The sequence below is a fragment of the Shimia sp. Alg240-R146 genome (assembly GCF_947331465.1).
GTDB lineage: Bacteria > Pseudomonadota > Alphaproteobacteria > Rhodobacterales > Rhodobacteraceae > Shimia.
Genome location: NZ_CAMZOK010000003.1, coordinates 676336 through 696813, shown reverse-complemented (window position 1 = coordinate 696813; position 20478 = coordinate 676336). Strand labels below are relative to the sequence as shown.

Below are 20478 nucleotides of genomic sequence, written 5' to 3'. Positions count from 1 at the left end.
GTTCGGGGCTGATTTCCGAGCGGCGGTTCCTTAGGTTAAGGCCATGAGAATGTTGAAAAGCTTTTTTGCCCCCGCCGTCGTGGCCGCATCCGTTGCGGTGTCCGCATTACCCGCACAGGCGGAGCAGATTTCGTTGGATGCACTGTCTGACTATTTGAATGACATGGTCACGGTGCAGGCGAATTTCACACAAATTTCGGATGACGGGTCGGTGCAAACCGGCAAGTTGTTTATCAAACGGCCCGGCATGATGCGGTTTGAGTACAACCCACCGGAAAAGGCATTGGTTCTCACGTTCAACAACAGCGTGGCCATTTTTGATGGGCGGTCAAACCAGCCGCCGGAGGTTTACCCGCTAAAGCGCACGCCGCTGTCGATAATTCTGGATAAGAACGTGAACCTTGGCCGAGCCAATATGGTGGTCGGGCACGACTATGACGGCACGGCCACCGTGGTGACAGCACAGGATCCGGAAAACCCTGACGTCGGCAGTCTCCAATTGAAGTTTACGGCGGATCCGGTGGAGCTGCGACAGTGGGTGATCAATGACAGCACCGGCAGTCAGACCACTGTCATTCTTGGGGATACCCAGTCGGGGATGCCCCTGCGCAACCGGATTTTTGACATTGACCGGGAGCGGCGCGGCGCCAACTGAGCCCCGCGCCTACCGGATTTACCACAGACGTTTGCAGCCCTGAAGTTGCTGGCCATATCGGGCGGCGCGGCTGTTGACGTCGTCGGCCACGCGCAGCAGCCACGACTTGTTCTTGTAAGTACCACGGGCATACCCGGTGTGGCCCTCGTGATAGTTCAAATACTGACCCCGCGCGTCGGCCAATGAAACGCCGTTCCGCTCGCGGGACTTGGTGAAGTACCAGCCCATGAAGTCAGACGCGTCACGGATGTCGGTCCGCTTGGCGCTGCGATTGCGGGTTTCCTTGCGGTATTGATCCCATGTGCCATCAAGCGCCTGCGCATAGCCATAGGCGGACGATTGACGCCCCATCGGCAACACGCCGAGAATGTATTTGTGCGGTGTGCGAGCGTTAGAAACAAACTTGCTCTCCTGATAGAGAACGGCCATTTGTACGTTGACCGGCACACCCCATTTGCGCTGCGTTCGCTTGAACGCTTTGCCAAAATGCTTCTTCTCCTTGAGAATCGAACACGCATTCTCAAGGTTTCTCGGTGGCTGTTTGTCGCCGCCACCACAGGACGCCACAATAAGGACGGCCAAAAGCGCGATAAGGACTCTGCTCATCTGCCTCACGCTATGTTTGTTGTTTTGCAGCAGTTTAGCGCATTCGTGTGGTGGGGTGAAATCACAATCGCGGGGGATCAGACAAGAAAGCCAAGGATGAGCGGTAATCCGATCACACATGTCAGGGTCGACACCATCACAAGGCCCGCAACCGCATTGCTGTCAGCCTCGTATTTTTCCGCCAAAAGGTAGGCGGTGACGGCCACGGGCGTCGCCAATTCCAATACCAGCACGCCAAAAATGGCGCCGGTTAGGCCAAATGCGAGGCCCACGCCCCAGCCAACGGCGGTGCACAGCGCCAGTTTGGCGACCGATAGCCAAATTGCGGTGGCCACGCGGGCCGGGGTCAGGCGGGCAACGGCCACGCCAAGTGTGATGAGCATCAGGGGGATCGCCATTTGGCCAATCAAATCAAGCGTGTTGGTAAGAAAACGCGGGGTTTCCCAGCCTTGCCACAGGAACAGCGCGCCCAGAATGGTGGCCGCAATCATCGGTTCTTTGAGGATCTTGCCCGCCGAGCCTTTGCCCGCGACCAGCCAGATGCCGATTGTGAAAGACCAGATCGCGGTAACTGCCAGCATGACCACGGCGGCCTCAAGCCCGATCTGTCCAAAGGCGAAGTAACACAACGGGATGCCGAGATTGCCGGTATTGCCAAAAATCACCGGTGCGAGGTAGGTGCGAATGTCGAGGCCGGCGAGCGACAACATCCCCCATGACAGCACGCCAATTACGGCATAGCCGACACTTCCAGCGATGGCGAGCGTGCCAAGAGTGGCGAGATCAGCTTGCGTTTTCATCAAGGCGGTAAAGATCAGACAGGGCACCGCCAGTGTCATGGCGAGGCGGGTAACAAATTGAATTCTATATTCAAAACCGGCTTTTACCCAGGCAAAGCCAACGCCCGCGACCAGGAAGACCGGCGCGACAATTTCGAGAACTGTTAAGATTATGTTCACAGACTGTTTCCCGGAAAAATGTGTCAAAAGTTGGACATTGCCCCCTTGAAGGGTCTAACTTTAGGCAATAGAGGCTGCAATACATGCTTAGAACACGCGCAAAATATTATCTCGGTCAAGTGGTCCGTCATCGTAAACACCCGTTTCGCGGCGTGGTGTTTGACGTCGACCCCGAGTTTTCCAATACCGACGAATGGTATGAGAACATCCCTGAGGAAAGTCGGCCGGTGAAAGACCAGCCGTTTTATCATCTGTTGGCCGAGAATGACCAAAGCTACTATGTGGCTTATGTCTCTGAGCAGAACCTGATCGCGGATTATTCCGGCGAACCGGTTGGCCATCCTGACCTGCCGGAGATGTTTGGTCCGATGGAAGACGGGATATACCCGCTGCATTACAACATGAACTGAGCCCATTTGGGCCGTGAAAAATTGGGTGCGTCAGTCGGTGTCGACTGGCGCGCCGCGTTTTTTCCACGTTGAAAATCCGCCTTCCATCTCGGCCACATTGGTGGCGCCCATGTCTTGCAGGGTTTTCACCGACAAGGCGCTGCGCCACGCGCTGGCGCAGAACAGGATCAGGGTTTTGTCGGTCGCCAGCGCAGGTTTGTGATAGGGGCTTTCGGGATCAAACCAGAATTCCAGCATGCCGCGCGGGGCGTGAAACGCGCCTTCGATGCGGCCCTCACGCGCCAATTCGCGCGGGTCGCGGATGTCGACAAACAGCGCTTTACCATCTGCCACCATCGCCTCGGCCGCGTCTTGTGACAGGCTGGTGATCTGGTCCTTGGCTTGCGCTACGAGGGTTTTCACAGGGGTGATGGTCATCGATCAGTATCCAATCGCTGCGCCGTCTTTGCGCGGGTCAGAGGCGCCGATCAAATAGCCATCGGGATGGATCTGAATCGCCTGTGCGCCGCCCAACGGGGCGGGCGGGATTTCGACGGTATGGCCAAGGTCAGCGAGTTCTTGACGCACGGCGTCAGAATAGCCGCGCTCGACTTTGAGCACGCCATCTTCGGCAAAGGAGCGCGGCGCGTCCAATGCTTCTTGGGCGTCCATGCCGAAGTCTTCGATATTGGTCAGCACGCGGGCGTGACCGTTGGGCTGATAATGTCCGCCCATCACGCCGAAGGGCATTTCGACAACGCCATTTCGTCGGGTCATGCCGGGGATAATGGTGTGCATCGGGCGCTTGTTGGGGCCGAGCTCGTTGGGGTGGCCGTCTTGCAAGGTAAAGCCGCCGCCACGGTTTTGCATGAGAATGCCGAATTTCTCGGATGCGATGCCGGAGCCAAAAGCGTGGAAGATTGAATAGATCAGCGAGACCGCCATGCGATCCTTGTCGACGACGGTGATATAAACCGTGTCTTTGTGCACCGCTTCGGTCAGAGGGGCAGGGTGAGGCAGTGCCTTTTTCGGGTCGATCAGCGCGGCAAGTTTTGCGGCGGTCTCTTCGCTCAGCAGATGATCCAGTCGCGTGGTGGAGTCCGGGTCGGCGATAAACCGGTCGCGCGCGTCGTAGGCCAGTTTGGCGGCTTCGGCTTCGATGTGGGCGCGCTGTGTACCAAAGGGGTCCATCGAGGCGATGTCGAAATGCTTGAGAATGTTGAGCATCAGGATGGCAATGGCGCCTTGGCCGTTGGGCGGATGCTCGATCAGTTCCACGTCTTTGTACATGCCGCTGACCGGGGTGGCGTCGTTGCCCACGCTGGCTGCGAAGTCTTCCATCGTGTGAACGCCGCCAAGAGCATTCAACGTGGCGACCATGTCTTCGGCGATTTCGCCGGTGTAAAACGCGTCGCGGCCTTGTTTGGAAATGCGGCGCAGCACTTCGGCTTGGCCCGGCGCCTTGAAGAGCTGGCCGGTGGTGTAAGGCTTGTCGTTGTTCATGAAGTGGGTACGACCGTGGCCTTGTAGAGTGCGGCCGTTGCCGCCCCAGTCAAACCCGGCGCGCGGTGCGACGGGCACACCGGCGTCAGCATAATGAATAGCAGGCGCGAGGCTGTCGGAGATGCCGAGTTTTCCGTATTTTTCAGACAGCTGGCAAAAGCTATCAATGGCGCCAGGGATGGTGATCGCCTCGACATCAAAAACAGGCACGGCGGTGTGGCCCATGTCGCGCAAGCGGGCGGCACTGGCCCCTGCAGGCGCGCGGCCTGAGCCGTTGAAGGCATGGACTTCGTTGCTGCCGGGCAGGGAGACCAAGGCAAAGCAATCGCCGCCGATACCGGTGGATTGCGGCTCACAAATGCCAAGCAACACGGCGCCGGCAATGGCTGCGTCCATCGCGGAGCCGCCGGATTTCAGGATGTCGAGCGCGGCCTGTGCTGCCAATGGATGCGACGTTGCGCACATGCCATTTGAGGACATGACGGGCGAGCGCCCAGGAAGTTGAAAATCGCGCATAGGTGTCCCTTACATTGTCAGCCTGTCTCTTGGAGCGGAGACTGGGACAGCTGGGGACGAAGTGCAAGGTCTGGACAGCAGACTTCTGTCCAAAGGGTAGCACGTGCTGTCAGGTGGGCGTGTCGGGAATGGTAAAGGTCAGCTCATTCCAGTTTTGGGGGGTGCGATAATAGGTGATGTCGCGGGCAAGCGTGCGCACCATCATCCAGCCAAAGCCGCCTTCTGGTAAGTCCAGAAAGTCGGTGTCGACATCGGGTTGATCGCCGGCCGGAATCTGATTGCCGGGCATCGGCGCGCCGTCATCGCGGACTCGGATGTTCCACTGATTGACGTCATAGTCGGCCGACAATGTGATTGTGCCGTCGCTATGATTGGCGAGAGCGTGCTCAACGATATTGTTCAGCACTTCGGCGAGCACCACTTCAAGGGTGCCAGCATTGAACGTTTCGAGTTGTTGCTCGGAAACGCGCGCGCGTAGTTTCATCAATGCTGCGCGCACTTCTTCGGGAGTGCCTTCGAGTTCGATGTGGATATCGGGATTGTTTTTGGTCACGAGCCCCGGGTCCTTCCTTGATGCTGGCAACTCAGGCTGCCAACGCCTCCTCCAAAGAGGGGTGGATTTTGAATACCGTGTCCATGCGGGTCAGGCGAAATACCTTGTCGACGTTTTCATTGAGGCCTGACAGATCCATCCGGTGCTTGCTGCCCAGTTGTTTCATAGCCGCAACGATTGCACCGAGACCGCTGGAATCGATGAAGTCGACTTTTGACAGGTCCAACACGACGCGCCCTTCTGCGGAGTCGGTTTCCTCTCGCATGCGGTCCTTGAACAGGATCGCGACAGATGCGTCGATGCGGGTTTCGTGCACCGTTACAATTCGCGTATCGCCTTTTGTCTTACTTGTTAAGTTCATGAGTATCTCCCGAAACCATGTGTCAGTACAAAACTGTACACAAAAATCCTTACCAATAAGTGAGCGCGAACATGTTGCACACTGCAGCCAGATCCCGCAGGAAAGCTGCAACATCGGTGCAAGGTTTGTGGTGCAAACCATACGCGTCGAGGGGTAAATATCTGATTTGTGGGAGAAATCGATGAAAAATGTAGTGATTGCCGGTGCTGCGCGTACGCCGATGGGTGGATTCCAAGGTGCATTTGATGGTGTCGAGGCAGCGACGCTTGGCGGTACGGCGATTCGCGCGGCCCTGAAAGATGCGGGCGCGGTGACGGTGGACGAGGTGCTGATGGGGTGTGTTTTGCCCGCCGGTCAGGGACAGGCACCGGCGCGGCAAGCAGGGTTTGCCGGTGGATTGGGCGAGGAAGTGCCTGCCACAACGCTGAACAAGATGTGCGGCTCCGGTATGAAGGCGGCGATGATGGCGTTTGATGCCGTCGCGCTGGGTGATCGGGATTTGATGATTGCGGGTGGCATGGAGAGCATGACCAACGCACCATATGTGCTGCCAAAAATGCGTGGCGGTGCGCGGATCGGCCATCAGGAAGTCAAAGACCACATGTTCCTTGATGGTCTGGAGGACGCGTATGACAAAGGTCGCCTGATGGGCACTTTTGCCGAGGATTGTGCGGAGAGCTATCAGTTCACACGTGAGGCACAGGATGCGTATGCCTTGAAGTCCTTGTCCAACGCTCTGGAAGCCCAGTCTTCCGGCGCGTTTGAAGGTGAGATTGCCGAAGTTACGATTTCCACACGCAAAGGCGATGTGGTTGTGGGCAAGGATGAACAGCCAGGCAACGCGCGTCCGGAGAAAATTCCGCAGCTCAAGCCGGCGTTTCGCAAGGATGGTACGGTGACACCCGCAAACGCGTCGTCGATTTCCGATGGAGCGGCTGCGTTGGTCGTTGCGTCCGAGGACGCGGCTAAGGCGCAGGGTCTTAAGGTGCGTGCGCGGATTTTGGGGCACGAGAGCCATGCGCAAGCGCCAGGATTGTTCACCACCGCGCCGGTGCCTGCGGCGCAGAAGTTGCTGAAGAAGATCGGATGGTCCAAGGACGACGTGGATCTGTGGGAAGTCAACGAGGCCTTCGCCGTGGTGCCGATGGCCTTCATGCATGAAATGGGTCTGAGCCGTGACATTGTGAATGTGAACGGCGGCGCCTGTGCGTTGGGGCATCCAATCGGTGCGTCGGGCGCGCGGATCATGGTGACTCTGCTGAACGCATTGGAAAAACGCGGACTGAAGCGGGGTGTTGCTGCGATCTGTATTGGTGGCGGCGAAGGCACGGCGATTGCGATTGAGCGCGTGTAACTGTTGAACGCGGCGCGGTCTCGGTGCAGCTTACCTGCGGGAAGCTGAAGGAGGCGCGTCGTGTCCAAGTTGAAAGCCGTGTTCGGGCTGGTGAAACTGGTTTTGCCGGAATCCATCGTTGAATGGATGTATCGTGGACGGCGTACGATTGTCGCTGGACGCATGATCGATGCCAAGGCGCAGGCGGTCAGCGAAGTCGTGGGGATGATGCGTGACATCAACGACTTGCCAACAATTGAGGAAAGCCGCCAGCAACTTTTGGAAAGTGCGCAGAAGCTGGAAAAGCCGGGGCCGGACAGCGTTGGCATGGTCGACATTCAGTTGCCCGGAGCCGAAAGTGATCGGCGTGCGCGGGTCTATACGCCCGCCGGAGTGTCACCCGACGGGGCCGCACCGACGTTGCTGTATCTGCATGGCGGCGGCTGGGTACAGGGCGCGATTGAAAGCCATGACGGATTGTGCGCGCGGCTGGCGCATTTGGCGGGCATTCGGGTGGTGTCTTATGACTATCGCCTAGCGCCGGAGCATATGTTTCCTGCCGCCGTTGATGACGTGCTGGCCTGTTATTCAGCGTTGATTAGCGGCCAGACCGTGTTGAACATTGACCCGGCGCAACTGGCGGTTGGCGGCGACAGCGCGGGCGGGAACCTGACGGCGGTGTTGATGCATGACATTGCCAAAGCGGGCTTGCCGATGCCTTTGGGGCAGCTTTTGATTTATCCTGCAGTGGATGCGCGTTTGACGTCCCAATCGATGTTGGATTTGCAGGAACAGCCTTTGCTGCCTGCGTCGCGGATCAAGTGGTACCTTGACCTCTATGTGGCTGAAGGTCCGGTGCGGCTGGCCCCGCGGGTTTCTCCTCTGTTTACCGATACCTATGCCAAACAACCTTCTGCGATGATCGTGGCGGGGGGGCATGATCCGTTGTGGGACGATGCGCATGTCTATGCAGAGGCGTTGCGTGAGGCAGGTGTTGCGGTGGAGCTGGTGGCGTACCCGGGTCAGATCCATGCCTTCATGTCATTGACCAAGGTGATCCCGCAGGGCAATGAGGCGATCGAGACATCAGCCAAGTGGCTGAGGACCCTGTTTTAAGAAAGCTGAGCGATGCGCGTGGACTATGACGAGTTGAAAAAGACGGTGTTGGCGTTGACCGAAGGGGAAACGGACACGGTGTCTTTGATGGCGACATTGGCGTGCGAGGTGCATCACAGCGACGACCGGTTTGACTGGACAGGGTTTTACCGCGTTGTCGGGCCTGAACTCTTGAAGATCGGGCCTTATCAGGGCGGGCACGGCTGTTTGGTCATTCCGTTTTCACGCGGTGTCTGCGGCGCGGCTGCCCGCACGCGGGAGGTGCAGTTGGTGGCGGATGTTGAAGCCTTTGAGGGCCATATAGCCTGTGCGACGTCAACGCGGTCTGAGTTGGTGTTGCCAGTGGTGAATGGCAAAGGCGATTTGTTGGGTGTGTTTGATTTGGACAGCGATTTGCCAGATGCGTTCACGCAGGAAGACGCCGACGTGTTTGCCGCGCTGTTGGCGGCGGTGTTTGCCGAGGCCGCCTAAGGGGCGTTGTCCTTTGGCCTGACGGCTTTCTCTCTTAGGCATTGTTTGAACAAAAGAGCGCGGGCGGGGTGAAAAACTCCGGGATGCCGTGAAAAAGTTCTTGAAAATTTCACGAGATTGACGCAACGTGAAATTCGAAGGGCAAATTTCACGAAAGAATCGCGCGTGTTGCATAAAGTGCCGACAGATCTTGAAACGTTGGGGGCCGATGTGCGTGCTCTGCGCAAGGCGCGTGGGCTGACGCTTGTGGATATGGCGGACCAGCTGGACCGGTCCGTGGGCTGGCTGAGCCAAGTGGAGCGTGACAAGTCAGAGCCGACGATCTCCGATTTGCGCCAGATTGCCAAAGTGTTGGATGTGCCGATGTCGATGCTGTTCGGGCAATCGTCAGCTCCCGCGCATGAGCAAGGTTATGTGGTGCGCGCCGGAGCGCGGCGGCCGATGGGCGGCTCGGAGGAGGGTCTGGTTGAGGAGCTGTTGTCACCTGATCTAACCGACGATTTCGAGATGGTGCATTCTACTTTTGCGGCTCGCTCGGCCATGCAGGAGCCTGCGGAGCGGCCCACGCAAGAAGTTGGATATGTGATTTCCGGCCGGCTGGAGCTGCGCATTGGCGTACAGAAATTTTCGGTCGGGCCGGGGGACAGTTTCCGTATTCGGGGCGAGGAATACCATTGGTCAAACCCCTATGATGAAGCCTGTGTTGCGATCTGGGTGATCGCGCCGCCGGTCTATTGAGGGGGACGGCAATGCTGAGAGGATCCTGTCTGTGTGGGGATGTGACGTTTGAAACGTCCGCGCCGCCGCAAGGCCCGTCGATGTGCCATTGCAGCCAGTGCCGCAAGCAATCCGGCGGCGTCTGGGCTTCGGCCTTTGTGGCGGAGAGTGCGTTGCAAATAAGCGGCGATGTCTTGTGGTTTGAAGCCAGCGACACTGCCAAGCGTGGCAGTTGCCCGCGCTGCGGGGCGTATCTGTTTTGGAAGGCCCATGACGAGGACACGATGAGTTTTGCCTTGGGCGCATTGGACGGGCCGACGGGGATCAAGATCGAGAAGCATATCTTTGTCGCGGACAAGGGCGACTACTACGACATCGCGGATGGTTTGGAGCAGAAGGACTGAGCATGCTGGAAACGTTTGCACAAATGGAAAGCGTGACGCTTTGGGCCTTTATGGCAGCGTCGCTGGTGATGTATCTGACGCCCGGCGCGGACATGATGTTCACCATCGCCAGCGGTATTGCGGGCGGTCCCAAGGCCGGCGTTGCGGCCTCGGTTGGCGTGACGCTGGGCTTGGTGGTGCACATCACCTTTGCGGCGGCGGGATTGGCGGTGTTGGTTGCGGCCTCGCCGACCGCGTTGCTGGTGATCCGATATGTGGGGGCGGCGTATTTGGTGGTTCTGGCGTATCAAGCGTGGACCGCAAAGCCGGTTGGCGATGACGTGGACGGGCGATCGAGCATTCCGCGCGCGGTGCGGCGCGGGTTTCTGACCAATATGCTGAACCCCAAGATCATCCTGTTCATCCTCGCGTTTTTACCGCAATTCACCACGCCCGTTGCAGGTCCGATCTGGCAGCAGATCGTGATCCTCGGGGTGATGTTTGCATTGGGTGGATTTGTTGTTGTTTCTATCATCGGGCTTTCTGCCGGAGTGGTGGGCGCCAAGTTGAAGCAAGCCACAGGAATATTGAACAAAATCGCGGCCGTCATTTTTGGCGGGCTGGCGGCGAAACTGGTATTTGACTGAGGGAGATGGTCATGTCTGATTTTCCAACGAAGGCCCGTGTGGTCATCATCGGTGGCGGTGTCGTGGGCGCAAGCAGCCTGTATCACTTGGCCAAAAAGGGCTGGAGCGACTGCGTTCTTTTGGAAAAGAACGAGCTTACAGCGGGGTCCACGTGGCATGCGGCGGGCAATGTGCCGACGTTCTCGACCAGCTGGGCGATCATGAACATGCAGCGCTATTCCACCGAGCTTTATGCGCGGCTGGGCGAAGAGGTTGATTACCCGATGAATTATCACCAGTCGGGGTCGATCCGACTGGCACATACCGAAGAGCGGATGCAGGAGTTTGAGCGCGCGCTGTCGATGGGCCGCTATCAAGGGATCCCGATGGAGATGTGGACTCCGGAAGAGGCCAAGGAACGCTATCCGTTTTTGGAAACACATGATCTTGCCGGTGTGCTGTATGATCCGACAGATGGCGACATTGACCCCGCGCAGCTGACACAGGCGTTGGCCAAAGGCGCGCGCGACATGGGTGCCAAGATCATCCGGTTCTGCCCGGCAACAGGTGTGACACAGCAAGCAGACAAGACATGGGTCGTGCACACCGACAAAGGCGACATCGCCTGTGACTACGTGGTGAATGCCGCCGGATATTATGCGCAGCGCGTGGGTGAGATGTTTGAACCCTACGGTGGGCGCAAAGTGCCGATGATGGTGATGAGCCACCAGTATCTGTTGACCGAGCAGATCCCCGAGATCGAAGCCTGGTCCAAGGAAAACGGCGGGGTGAAACTGCCGCTGATCCGTGACGTGGATGTGTCTTATTATCTGCGTCAGGAAAAGCACGGCTATAACCTTGGTCCCTATGAGCCAAACTGCAAAGCGCATTGGGATACCGACGGCGATGTGATGCCCGACGATTTCAGCTTTCAGCTTTGGCAGGATGATCTGGACCGGATCGAGGACATTGTGACCGACGCCATGGAGCGTGTGCCTTTGATGGCGACGTCGGGCGTGAGCAGTGTGATCAATGGCCCGATCCCATATGCGCCAGACGGATTGCCGTTGATTGGTCCGATGCCGGGCGTGGAAAATGCGTTTGAAAACTGTGTGTTCACCTTTGGCATTGCCCAAGGTGGCGGCGCAGGCAAGGTGCTTGCGGAATGGATCGTCGATGGCGCGCCCGAGTGGGACATGTGGGCCGTCGATCCGCGCCGCTATACGGATTACACCGATCACGATTATTGCGTGAAGAAAGGCATGGAGGTCTACGGAAACGAGTACGCCATGCATTTCCCGCATCACGAATGGCCCGCCGCGCGCGACAAAAAGCTCTCCCCCGTCCATGACCGGGTTGTTGCACAGGGCGGTGTTATGGGGGCCTATAACGGTTGGGAGCGGGCCAATTGGTTCGCCAAGGACGGCGACGACACGTCGTTGGACGCCACCCACACATGGGGGCGGACTGGCCCCTGGGAAGCACGCATCAAAGAAGAATGTGAAACCGTGCGCGATCACTGCGGCGTGCTTGATCTGCCGGGGTTCTCGCGGTTTATGGTGCGCGGCGAAGGCGCGGCGGAAACTTTGCGTGGTCTGATCACCGGCGGTTTGCCGAAAGTGGGCCGCATGAACCTTGTCTATGTGGCGGATGCACGTGGGCGGATCCTGACGGAAATGTCCTGTATCCGCATGGGCGATGATGACTTCCTGATGATCACTGCGGCCACGGCGCAATGGCATGACCGCGATATTCTGACGGCTGCGATGCCCGCGACTGTGACGGTCGAAGATGTCACCACCACGCGAGACACGTTGATTGTGACGGGGCCAAAATCGCGTGAGACCCTGTCGGGTTTGACCGATGCGGACCTTAGTACCGGTTGGTTGACGCATCAGTCCGCCACCGTGGCCGGTCGGCCTGCGTATTTGATCCGCGTGTCTTTTGCAGGCGAGCTGGGCTGGGAAGTCCATGCTCTGAACGCGGATATGCCAGCGATCTATGATGCGATTGTCGCAGGCGGGGCGAAGCCCTTTGGCATGTATGCGCTGAACTCGCTGCGTCTGGAGAAAGGTTACCGCGCGTGGAAAGGCGACTTGTCGACAGATTATTCGCTGCTTGAAGGGGGACTTGGGCGCTTTGTGAAGCTTGATAAGCCGCAGGATTTCCCGGGCAAAGCCGCGATCTTGAGTGAGAAACAGCAGGGCGTGAAAAAGTCCTTTGTGACGTTGAAGATCGAGGCCGGAGATACGGACGCGCCCTATATGTCCTGCGTCTGGCATGGCGATCAGATCGTGGGCGAAACCACGTCGGGTGGCTGGGGCTATCGGGTGAATGCCTCGATCGCGCTGGGCATGATCAAGGCGGAACTGGCCGTGGCCGGCACAGAGCTTGAGGTCGAAATCTACGGCAAGAAATACCGCGCCGTGGTGCAAGAAGATCAACCGATGTGGGATCCGGAAAACGAAAGACTGCGGGCGTGAGCGACATCATTCTCAAAGACGGTGGCACAGGCCAAGAGCTTCTGGCGCGCTCGTCGATGCCACCTCATCCCTTGTGGTCCTGCAAGGTGATGATGGAAGAACCCGACGTGGTACAGGGTGTGCATGCGGACTATATCCGCGCCGGCGCAAAGCTGATCACGCTCAACACCTATACGGTGACACCAGAACGGCTTGAGCGGGAAAACGAGCCGGATATGTTTGCGCCACTGCAACAACGCGCGATCGATCTCGCAAATGCGGCGCGAGATGAGGTTGGTGTTGAGGGCGTTAAACTTGCTGGATGCCTGTCGCCTTTGCACGGCTCTTACCGGCCCGATATGGCCGTGAGCCACGATGATCTATTGCCACTTTACCGCGAGATTATCGCCGGTCAGGTCGCGGCCAGCGATCTGATCCTTGCAGAAACGCTCTCCAGCATCGCCGAGGTCACGTCTGCGGCGCAGGCGGCGGTTGAGACGGGTGTGCCGACATGGGTCTTCATGACGTTGACCGATGACGACAGCGGCACCTTGCGCTCGGGCGAACCACTGGCAGATGCGCTTGCCGCGCTCCAAGGCTCCGGCGTCGCGGGCGTCGGCCTCAATTGCTGCAAACCCGAGGTGGTCGACGCCAATATCGCGACCGTGCTGGCTGCAGGTTTGCCGACGGGCGCTTATGCCAATGGCTTCACCGGCATCGGCGCGCTCAAAATTGGCGGCACAGTGGACACCTTGTCGGCTCGCCAAGACCTGACCCCCGCGGCGCATGCCGATTTTGCAATGGGCTGGGCCAATCAAGGCTTGAAGCTGATCGGCGGCTGCTGCGAGGTGGGTCCGGCGCATATTGCAGAACTTGCAACACGTCTCACCGCCGCGGGTCACACAATTGTCGGTGCATGATTTCCTCTTGCTCAAAATATCCCGGGGGTCCGGGGGCAGCGCCCCCGGCCGGTCGGATGGCGTGAGCCTTCCGAAATACCTGAAAGGACTTAGCTTTGGTTGATCTTCCCCAAAAGGCCCGTGTGGTCATCATCGGCGGCGGCGTTGTCGGCTGCTCAGTCGCCTATCATTTGACCAAACTGGGCTGGAAGGACGTGGTCCTGCTGGAGCGCAAACAGCTCACGTCCGGCACCACATGGCATGCCGCTGGCCTGATCGCGCAACTGCGCGCGACCGCCAATATGACCAAACTCGCGAAATATAGCCAAGAGCTCTATGGCAATCTCGAGGCTGAAACTGGCGTCGCCACCGGGTTTCGGCGGTGCGGCTCGATCACGGTAGCCCTAACCGAGGAACGTCGCGAAGAGATTTTCCGCCAAGCTGCCATGGCGCGTGCCTTTGGGGTTGAGGTCGAGGAAATTTCACCCGCCGAAGTGAAGGCCAAATACGAACATCTCAACATTGATGATGTGACCGCAGGTGTTTATCTGCCGCTCGATGGGCAGGGGGATCCGGCCAATATCGCGCTGGCGCTGGCCAAAGGCGCGCGTCAGAATGGCGCGATTGTCAAAGAGCGTGTGAAGGTCACCAATATCGCCAAGTCCGGCCGCAATGTGACGGGCGTGGACTGGGTCAGCGACGATGGCCAGGATCAAGGCCACATTGCCTGCGACATGGTCGTGAACTGTGCAGGTATGTGGGGTCACGAAGTTGGTCGCATGGCGGGGGTCAATGTGCCGCTGCATGCCTGTGAGCACTTCTATATCGTCACGGAAAACATCCCCCAGTTGACGCAAATGCCGGTGCTGCGGGTGCCGGATGAATGCGCGTATTACAAAGAGGACGCGGGTAAAATCCTGCTGGGTGCTTTTGAACCCACGGCCAAACCTTGGGGCATGAACGGCATTGCCGACAGTTTTGAATTCGATCAACTGCCCGAGGATTTTGACCACTTTGAACCCATCCTAGAGGCGGCGGTCAATCGTATGCCGATGTTGGCCGAGGCGGGTATTCATACCTTCTTCAATGGGCCGGAAAGCTTTACGCCCGATGACGCCTATCACCTTGGTCTCGCGCCCGAGATGGACAATGTCTGGGTCGCGGCGGGGTTCAACTCGATTGGCATTCAATCTGCGGGCGGCGCGGGCATGGCATTGGCGCAGTGGATGGAAGACGGGCAAAAACCGTTTGATCTGGGCGATGTAGACATCAGCCGCATGCAGCCGTTTCAAGGCAACAAAACCTATCTGTTTGAACGCTCCAAAGAAACGCTGGGACTGCTTTATGCGGACCATTACCCCTATCGCCAAAAGGCCACCGCGCGCGGTGTGCGGCGCACGCCGTTTCATCATCAGCTGAAAGAACAAGGCGCGGTGATGGGCGAATTGGCAGGGTGGGAGCGGGCCAACTGGTTTGCCAATGAGGGTCAGGAACGCGACTATCACTACACGTGGAAGCGTCAGAACTGGTTTGAGAATTCCGCGGCCGAGCACCGCGCCGTGCGTGAAAACGTCGGCATGTACGACATGTCGTCTTTCGGCAAAATCCGCGTCGAAGGGCCGGATGCCGAGGCGTTTATGAACTATGTAGGCGGCGGCGATTATTCGGTGCCAAATGGCAAGATCGTCTATACGCAATTTCTCAATCGTCAGGGCGGGATTGAGGCGGATGTGACCGTCACGCGCCTGAGCGAGATCGCGTATTTGGTGGTAACCCCCGCGGCGACGCGACTGGCGGATCAGACGTGGTTGATGCGCAACAAAGGGGCGTTCAACGTGGTGATCACCGATGTCACGGCGGGCGAAGGTGTGTTGGCGATCATGGGGCCAAATGCGCGTAAACTGTTGGAGAAAGTTTCGCCCGCCGATTTCACCAATGCGACGAACCCGTTTGGCACAGCGCAAGAAATCGAGCTTGGCATGGGCCTCGCGCGGGCGCATCGGGTGACCTATGTGGGCGAGCTTGGTTGGGAGATCTATGTGTCGTCCGATATGGCGGGTCATGCATTTGAGACATTGTTTGACGCTGGTCAGGACATGGGGCTGAAGCTTTGTGGCATGCATATGATGGACAGTTGCCGGATCGAAAAAGGCTTCCGGCATTTTGGCCATGACATCACATGCGAGGATCATGTGGTGGACGCGGGGCTGGGCTTTGCGGTCAAGACAGACAAGCCGGATTTCATTGGCCGAGAGGCGGTGATTGCCCGCAAAGAGACGGGTCCGCAGGCGCGTATGGTTCAGTTCAAACTCACCGATCCAGAGCCGCTGTTGTTCCACAATGAACCGATCCTGCGGGATGGCGAATATGTTGGATACCTCAGCTCGGGCAACTATGGCCACACATTGGGCGGTGCGATTGGCTTGGGTTATGTGCCCTGCGCGGGGGAAAAGGCGGCGGAGGTGTTGGCCTCGACTTATGAGATCGATGTGATGGGCACAAAGGTGCGTGCCGAGGCGTCGATCCGGCCGATGTATGATCCCAAATCGGAACGCGTGAAGGTGTAGGATGTATGGGGGGCGCAAAGTGGTGAAACCCGTCAAATGCATCCTTTTCCCTGCGCCTTGAAAGCTCTGTTAAGGTCGGCAAAACCTACAGGAATTGCCGGTGTCACAAATGCCTAACCTTCTTCCGCACGAAAGCGGTGATTTGTTCCTTGCTTACACAGGTATGGAAACCGATTTGCTGTTTACGCAAGGCGCCGAGTTGCCAGGATTTGCCTCCTATCCGCTGTTGGAAACGGCCGAGGGGCGGGAGTTGTTGCGCCGGTCGTACCAGCAGGTGATCGATCTGGGCCAAGAGGCCGGGCTTGGCGTGATTTTGGAAAGCACGACTTGGCTGGCCAATAGGGATCGCGCGGCGGCGATAGGGTATGAGCCGGATGCCTTGGCCAAAGCCAACCGGACGGCAATGGCGTTTATGGATGAATTGCGCGCAAGCGCGGTGCATCCGGTTTTGCTAAGTGGAAATGTTGGTCCGCGCCAAGACGCTTACGCACCGCGTGAACAGATGACCGTGGCCGAAGCAACGGCGTATCACACAGAGCAGATTGCGGTTTTGGCAGAAACGGAAGCGGATTTGGTGACGGGCTATACACTGTCCTATCCAAACGAAGCTGCCGGCATTGCGTTGGCGTCAAAGAAAGCGGGTTTGTCGGTCGTAATCGCCTTCACGGTGGAAACGGATGGGCGCTTGCCTGTTGGCGTTTCCTTGGAGACGGCGATCCGAGAGGTTGACGAGGCCTGTGACTATTATCCCGCCTATTTCATGGTGAATTGTGCTCACCCTGAACATTTGATCGGCGCAATTGATGCGCCTTTGTGTCGGGAGCGCCTGCGCGGTGTGGTCGCCAATGCGTCGCGTTGCAGTCATGCTGAACTGGATGAGGCAGACACGCTGGACAGTGGTGATCCAAAAGAGTTCGGCCAACAACTTGCAGACATTGAACGCAGGTTTTCGCAGATCAATGTTGTGGGCGGATGTTGCGGCACCGACATGCGCCATATGAAGGAAATGATTGCAGCGATAACTGTAGGACCGTGGGTCTGAGTTGGCGGCGCGGCATCACTGGAATTGATGGTTTACTTCACATCTTAACGGCTTTCCTTTGCGGCAAAGCCCGTCTACCAAAGAGCGTCGGGGCGCGTGGCCGCCCCTGAGGAGACGCCAATGGCAACCCCAACAGATCGCGCAGACAATGTGGACACGAAGCAAGGCTTTGCCTTTGCGCTGGGCGCTTATGTGTTTTGGGGGTTCTTGCCGCTGTTCATGAAAATGGTGGCGCATATCCCGCCGGTAGAGGTCGTCGCGCATCGGGTGATTTGGTCGGTACCGATTGCGGGTGCGATCCTGCTGTTGATGCGCCGCACAGATGCGCTAATGGCGGCGTTAAAAAGCCCGCGAACGTTGATGATGGCCTGCGTGACGGCGGCGTTGGTGTCGATCAACTGGGGCATTTATGTCTGGTCGATAGCGACGGATCGCGCGTTGGATGCAGCTCTGGGGTATTACATCAACCCGCTGTTCAGTATTGCGCTTGCGGCCATATTATTGGGTGAAAAACTCACGCGGTTGCAATGGGTTGCGGTGGCTCTTGCGGCTGCAGCTGTTGGTGTTTTGTGGCTGGATGCGGGCACGCTGCCATGGGCCGCGCTGACCCTTACGGTGTCGTGGGGTTTCTATGCCTTTTTCAAGAAATCGCTGCCGATTGGCCCCAATCAGGGCTTCTTGCTTGAGGTGCTGATCCTGAGCATTCCGGCGACGTTGTATCTGCTTTGGCTGACCGCGCAGGGGCAGAGCCATTTTCTGCAAGGCACGCAAGACACATGGCTTCTGTTGGTCTGTGGCGTGGTCACGGCGGTGCCGCTCTTGCTGTATGCCAATGGCGCCAAACTGCTGCGGTTGTCGACCATCGGCATCATGCAATATATCGCGCCCACGATGATCTTTCTCGTGGCTGTGATTGTTTTCAAAGAACCGTTTGGCCAAGCCCGCATGATCGCCTTTCCGATGATCTGGGCGGCCTTGGTGATCTACTCAATTCCGATGCTGCGCGAGTTTCGGCGTAAGAGCTAGGTCGTCAGATTTGCGTGAATGTGCTCTGCGATGAGTTTGGCCCAAAGCGCGTAGGCTTCCTCAGATGGGTGATATCCGTCTTCAGCCTGAAAGCGTGGCTCAAAGGGGATATCAATCGGCAAATGGGACAGGATCGCGTGTCTGGATGCCAGATTGGCAAGGCCACGGTCGAGACGGTTGGCCTGTTCCCCCAACACCCATCGCAACGGCTGCGGCAGTTTCGGATAGTTTCCCATTGGCGGCAAGCCAGAGGCTACCATCAGTTTGGCGCCATAAGTGTCGGCCATGAAATCGGCCAACCTTGTCTGACGCTCTACCCATTTGGTGTTGGATGTCGCGCGCGTCACATCGTTCACCCCAAGGGCTGAAACCACCACATCAACCCTTTGCGGCATCTGCGACGCAATGTGGTCCAGCGTGACACGGGTGGTCGCGCTGGTGGCGGCCTCAAGCCGCCAATGCACGCGATGAGTTTGGGCCAGCTGGTCGACCAGCTGGCCGGACAGCGCGGTTGCCTGAGTGGTGGCACCGACGCCTGCGGCGGAACTGTCGCCGATGATCAGAAGGCGCAGCGTTGGACCTTGGCCTTCGGTGCCGGACCGCGCGCCCGGAGGTTCCGGCAGTTGGTTGACCCTGCGCCGAATGCCCAAGCCTTGCGCCACCAGAAGGGGCACAAGTGGGATTCGGGCGATTTGGTCGATGGCAATCATCCGCTATTTCAGCCTTTGACCGTTTGCGAGAATTTGGCCGCTCGGCGTCATCTCGATGGTGGATGTCAGATGATCTTCGCCAACAGATTTGGCAAAGCCGCCCAGCATCATACGTACTCCCATAGCCTGGTTTTCGGGCAACAGGCCAATGGCGATCAGAGCGTCCAGAAGGCCATTCAGGCCCTGAACGTCAACGCTGATCTGCCCGTCGGGTCGTGGCATGCCGTCGTAGGTTTGCAAATCCGACAGATCAAAAGTCAACGCACCTTTGGCGCTGGCTTTGGCCCCTGCGGCGTCAATCGAGAGGGCGTTGATCAACAGGTCGTGCGGCTCGACCGGCAAGGAGGTCAGCGCGTCGATGGCGTCTGGCACGGCGAGGAAGTTCAACCATTCCACTTTGTGGATCAGGGTGCCGGACAGGTCGATCGCCAACTGGGCCGGATCGCGTGGCAATTGGCTGTTGGGGTCAAACATGCCCCAGATCTCGTCGCCAACGGTGACGTCTTTGAACTGTGTTTTGAAGGCAAAGCCAGACGGTGCGTCGGACGTGAGCAGCGGCACTCGCAGGCCAATGCTCACTTCGTTGGCTTCAAAGCGCATGGGCACGGGCATGGCGGCGGGCATAGAAACCGAAAGGCTGGTGTCAGAGGCCGTCGCGTCCATCAACAGGCCGGCTGTGTTGACGGTCATGTCGATGTTTTCCGGGCCGGATGTCAGTTGGGTTTCCGAGATCAGGTCCTCGCCCATAGCGACGGTTTCCGTCTGCGCAAAGCTTTCGCTGCGTAGGGTCATTGCGAAATTGAGACCCGCGCGCAGCGCTTGTGACATGTCAAAAAATGTGATGCCAGACGCCGGCAAATCCATCGTGCCAGTGATGTGTTGGCCTGTGGTGCTGTTGTCGCTTGTCGCCTTGGCTGGGGAGTCGGAGGCGTGGCCGGTTTTGGTCAACGTGTGTGTTTTTCCGATGCGAGCATCAGAGCGGATCTTGATCAGGTCGCCTTCGGTAATTGTGACTTTGCCGAGGACGTCCTTGTAGTTGATTTGCATGTCGAAGTCAGTCGCACCATCAAATGCGGCTGCGAATTCCGATGGCACTGCGAAGACCGAGCTATAGGCCATTTCCGTGGCGCTGTAGTCATAGGTGATGTCGCCGGGCATCCCACTGGCGGTGGCGATAAAGCCTTTTGTTTCCATCGCAAAGGGGATTTCGAATGCAGTGCCTTCTGCCATAGTGACTGAAATGGTCTGTGTTGTCGTGTCGGGATAGGCAATCGTCACTGTGCCATCCGCGCGGTTTTGCAAGGCCATATCGGGCAGCGTGACCGTGGCATCAAACAAAGGTGTGGGGCTGTCGCCAGCTTCCGTGGCGGGCATGTCGAGCGCGAGGCCATAGGTGAGGTTGGTGAGGGTCGGCCCGTCCGCAGTGTCTACAAGTTCGGCGCTGAGCGTGCCACCAACGGCAGCGCCATAGGCTTGCAGGTTGGTCCAAACGTCTTGGGCGGTGACATCGGCGTGCGCCCATGTGGCGGGCAGAAAGGCCAGAACGGCTGTTGTCGTGCGGAAGGGTGCAAATCTAAGCATTTG

21 protein-coding genes are annotated in these 20478 nt (G+C 58.1%); 13 read left to right on the top strand and 8 right to left on the bottom strand.

The features are described 5' to 3' along the window. Window positions 1-43: 43 nt before the first annotated feature. Window positions 44-655, top strand: a complete 612-nt coding sequence (locus PG871_RS19090; protein ID WP_333559692.1) for a LolA family protein — start codon at window positions 44-46, stop codon at window positions 653-655. A gap of 18 nt (window positions 656-673) precedes the next feature. On the opposite strand, the gene PG871_RS19085 is transcribed toward PG871_RS19090, so the two are convergent. Further along, entirely contained in the window at window positions 674-1261 is a 588-nt protein-coding gene (locus tag PG871_RS19085; RefSeq protein ID WP_270732477.1) for a transglycosylase SLT domain-containing protein, read from the bottom strand. A 77-nt stretch (window positions 1262-1338) separates the two neighbouring features. Further along, entirely contained in the window at window positions 1339-2220 is an 882-nt protein-coding gene (locus PG871_RS19080; RefSeq protein ID WP_270732474.1) for an AEC family transporter, read from the bottom strand. An 83-nt stretch (window positions 2221-2303) separates the two neighbouring features. Between PG871_RS19080 and hspQ the strand changes: the two genes are divergently transcribed. Then, window positions 2304-2630 (top strand): heat shock protein HspQ, encoded by a 327-nt coding sequence (hspQ, locus tag PG871_RS19075; RefSeq protein ID WP_054003086.1) that lies wholly within the window; start codon window positions 2304-2306, stop codon window positions 2628-2630. A gap of 30 nt (window positions 2631-2660) precedes the next feature. Here the strand turns inward: hspQ and PG871_RS19070 are convergent, their stop codons facing one another. The 4 genes from PG871_RS19070 to PG871_RS19055 form a co-directional block, all read right to left on the bottom strand. Next, on the bottom strand, window positions 2661-3047 hold the full coding sequence (locus PG871_RS19070) for a rhodanese-like domain-containing protein (protein ID WP_270732471.1): 387 nt from the start codon (window positions 3045-3047) through the stop codon (window positions 2661-2663). A gap of 3 nt (window positions 3048-3050) precedes the next feature. Further along, window positions 3051-4628, bottom strand: coding sequence for a gamma-glutamyltransferase family protein (locus tag PG871_RS19065; protein WP_270732469.1), 1578 nt, complete (start codon window positions 4626-4628; stop codon window positions 3051-3053). A 109-nt stretch (window positions 4629-4737) separates the two neighbouring features. Beyond that, window positions 4738-5181, bottom strand: a complete 444-nt coding sequence (locus PG871_RS19060) for an ATP-binding protein (protein WP_270732466.1) — start codon at window positions 5179-5181, stop codon at window positions 4738-4740. A gap of 31 nt (window positions 5182-5212) precedes the next feature. Further along, window positions 5213-5542, bottom strand: coding sequence for an STAS domain-containing protein (locus tag PG871_RS19055; RefSeq protein WP_270732463.1), 330 nt, complete (start codon window positions 5540-5542; stop codon window positions 5213-5215). Window positions 5543-5723: 181 nt separating this feature from the next. Here PG871_RS19055 and PG871_RS19050 point away from each other — a divergent pair, with 181 nt between their 5' ends. From PG871_RS19050 to rarD, 11 genes are all read left to right on the top strand, one after another. Then, a complete protein-coding gene (locus PG871_RS19050; protein WP_270732459.1) occupies window positions 5724-6896 on the top strand; it encodes a thiolase family protein in 1173 nt (390 codons plus the stop codon). Window positions 6897-6956: 60 nt separating this feature from the next. Beyond that, window positions 6957-7991: an alpha/beta hydrolase gene (locus tag PG871_RS19045; protein WP_270732457.1), complete on the top strand. Its 1035-nt coding sequence runs from the start codon at window positions 6957-6959 to the stop codon at window positions 7989-7991. Window positions 7992-8003: 12 nt separating this feature from the next. Next, on the top strand, window positions 8004-8462 hold the full coding sequence (locus PG871_RS19040) for a GAF domain-containing protein (protein ID WP_270732454.1): 459 nt from the start codon (window positions 8004-8006) through the stop codon (window positions 8460-8462). A 177-nt stretch (window positions 8463-8639) separates the two neighbouring features. After that, window positions 8640-9200: a helix-turn-helix domain-containing protein gene (locus PG871_RS19035; protein WP_270732451.1), complete on the top strand. Its 561-nt coding sequence runs from the start codon at window positions 8640-8642 to the stop codon at window positions 9198-9200. 11 nt (window positions 9201-9211) lie between these two features. Further along, on the top strand, window positions 9212-9583 hold the full coding sequence (locus tag PG871_RS19030) for a GFA family protein (protein ID WP_270732449.1): 372 nt from the start codon (window positions 9212-9214) through the stop codon (window positions 9581-9583). A gap of 2 nt (window positions 9584-9585) precedes the next feature. Beyond that, window positions 9586-10209: a LysE family translocator gene (locus PG871_RS19025; protein WP_270732447.1), complete on the top strand. Its 624-nt coding sequence runs from the start codon at window positions 9586-9588 to the stop codon at window positions 10207-10209. Window positions 10210-10220: 11 nt separating this feature from the next. Continuing rightward, a complete protein-coding gene (locus tag PG871_RS19020; protein ID WP_270732445.1) occupies window positions 10221-12671 on the top strand; it encodes a GcvT family protein in 2451 nt (816 codons plus the stop codon). After that, on the top strand, window positions 12668-13570 hold the full coding sequence (locus PG871_RS19015) for a homocysteine S-methyltransferase family protein (RefSeq protein ID WP_270732443.1): 903 nt from the start codon (window positions 12668-12670) through the stop codon (window positions 13568-13570). The genes PG871_RS19020 and PG871_RS19015 overlap by 4 nt, the downstream gene beginning before the upstream one ends. 95 nt (window positions 13571-13665) lie before the next feature. Continuing rightward, window positions 13666-16116 (top strand): GcvT family protein, encoded by a 2451-nt coding sequence (locus PG871_RS19010; RefSeq protein WP_270732440.1) that lies wholly within the window; start codon window positions 13666-13668, stop codon window positions 16114-16116. 109 nt (window positions 16117-16225) lie between these two features. Beyond that, window positions 16226-17158, top strand: coding sequence for a homocysteine S-methyltransferase family protein (locus PG871_RS19005; RefSeq protein ID WP_270732438.1), 933 nt, complete (start codon window positions 16226-16228; stop codon window positions 17156-17158). 120 nt (window positions 17159-17278) lie between these two features. Continuing rightward, a complete protein-coding gene (gene rarD / locus PG871_RS19000; protein ID WP_270732435.1) occupies window positions 17279-18184 on the top strand; it encodes an EamA family transporter RarD in 906 nt (301 codons plus the stop codon). On the opposite strand, the gene PG871_RS18995 is transcribed toward rarD, so the two are convergent. Together PG871_RS18995 and PG871_RS18990 are read right to left on the bottom strand one after the other, a co-directional pair. Beyond that, window positions 18181-18894, bottom strand: a complete 714-nt coding sequence (locus PG871_RS18995; protein ID WP_270732434.1) for an SGNH/GDSL hydrolase family protein — start codon at window positions 18892-18894, stop codon at window positions 18181-18183. The two genes, rarD and PG871_RS18995, sit on opposite strands and share 4 nt — an antisense overlap. Before the next feature lie 3 nt (window positions 18895-18897). Beyond that, complete coding sequence (locus tag PG871_RS18990) at window positions 18898-20475, bottom strand: hypothetical protein (RefSeq protein WP_270732432.1); 1578 nt, start codon at window positions 20473-20475, stop codon at window positions 18898-18900. Window positions 20476-20478 lie beyond the last annotated feature (3 nt).

What these genes read in the sequence shown, in the direction of transcription:
- PG871_RS19090 (WP_333559692.1), top strand. Translation starts at nt 44, where the DNA reads ATGAGAATGTTGAAAAGCTTTTTTGCCCCCGCCGTCGTGGCCGCATCC.
- PG871_RS19085 (WP_270732477.1), bottom strand. Translation starts at nt 1,261, where the DNA reads ATGAGCAGAGTCCTTATCGCGCTTTTGGCCGTCCTTATTGTGGCGTCC.
- hspQ (WP_054003086.1), top strand. Translation starts at nt 2,304, where the DNA reads ATGCTTAGAACACGCGCAAAATATTATCTCGGTCAAGTGGTCCGTCAT.
- PG871_RS19070 (WP_270732471.1), bottom strand. Translation starts at nt 3,047, where the DNA reads ATGACCATCACCCCTGTGAAAACCCTCGTAGCGCAAGCCAAGGACCAG.
- PG871_RS19065 (WP_270732469.1), bottom strand. Translation starts at nt 4,628, where the DNA reads ATGCGCGATTTTCAACTTCCTGGGCGCTCGCCCGTCATGTCCTCAAAT.
- PG871_RS19055 (WP_270732463.1), bottom strand. Translation starts at nt 5,542, where the DNA reads ATGAACTTAACAAGTAAGACAAAAGGCGATACGCGAATTGTAACGGTG.
- PG871_RS19050 (WP_270732459.1), top strand. Translation starts at nt 5,724, where the DNA reads ATGAAAAATGTAGTGATTGCCGGTGCTGCGCGTACGCCGATGGGTGGA.
- PG871_RS19040 (WP_270732454.1), top strand. Translation starts at nt 8,004, where the DNA reads ATGCGCGTGGACTATGACGAGTTGAAAAAGACGGTGTTGGCGTTGACC.
- PG871_RS19030 (WP_270732449.1), top strand. Translation starts at nt 9,212, where the DNA reads ATGCTGAGAGGATCCTGTCTGTGTGGGGATGTGACGTTTGAAACGTCC.
- PG871_RS19025 (WP_270732447.1), top strand. Translation starts at nt 9,586, where the DNA reads ATGCTGGAAACGTTTGCACAAATGGAAAGCGTGACGCTTTGGGCCTTT.
- PG871_RS19020 (WP_270732445.1), top strand. Translation starts at nt 10,221, where the DNA reads ATGTCTGATTTTCCAACGAAGGCCCGTGTGGTCATCATCGGTGGCGGT.
- PG871_RS19005 (WP_270732438.1), top strand. Translation starts at nt 16,226, where the DNA reads ATGCCTAACCTTCTTCCGCACGAAAGCGGTGATTTGTTCCTTGCTTAC.
- rarD (WP_270732435.1), top strand. Translation starts at nt 17,279, where the DNA reads ATGGCAACCCCAACAGATCGCGCAGACAATGTGGACACGAAGCAAGGC.
- PG871_RS18995 (WP_270732434.1), bottom strand. Translation starts at nt 18,894, where the DNA reads ATGATTGCCATCGACCAAATCGCCCGAATCCCACTTGTGCCCCTTCTG.
- PG871_RS18990 (WP_270732432.1), bottom strand. Translation starts at nt 20,475, where the DNA reads ATGCTTAGATTTGCACCCTTCCGCACGACAACAGCCGTTCTGGCCTTT.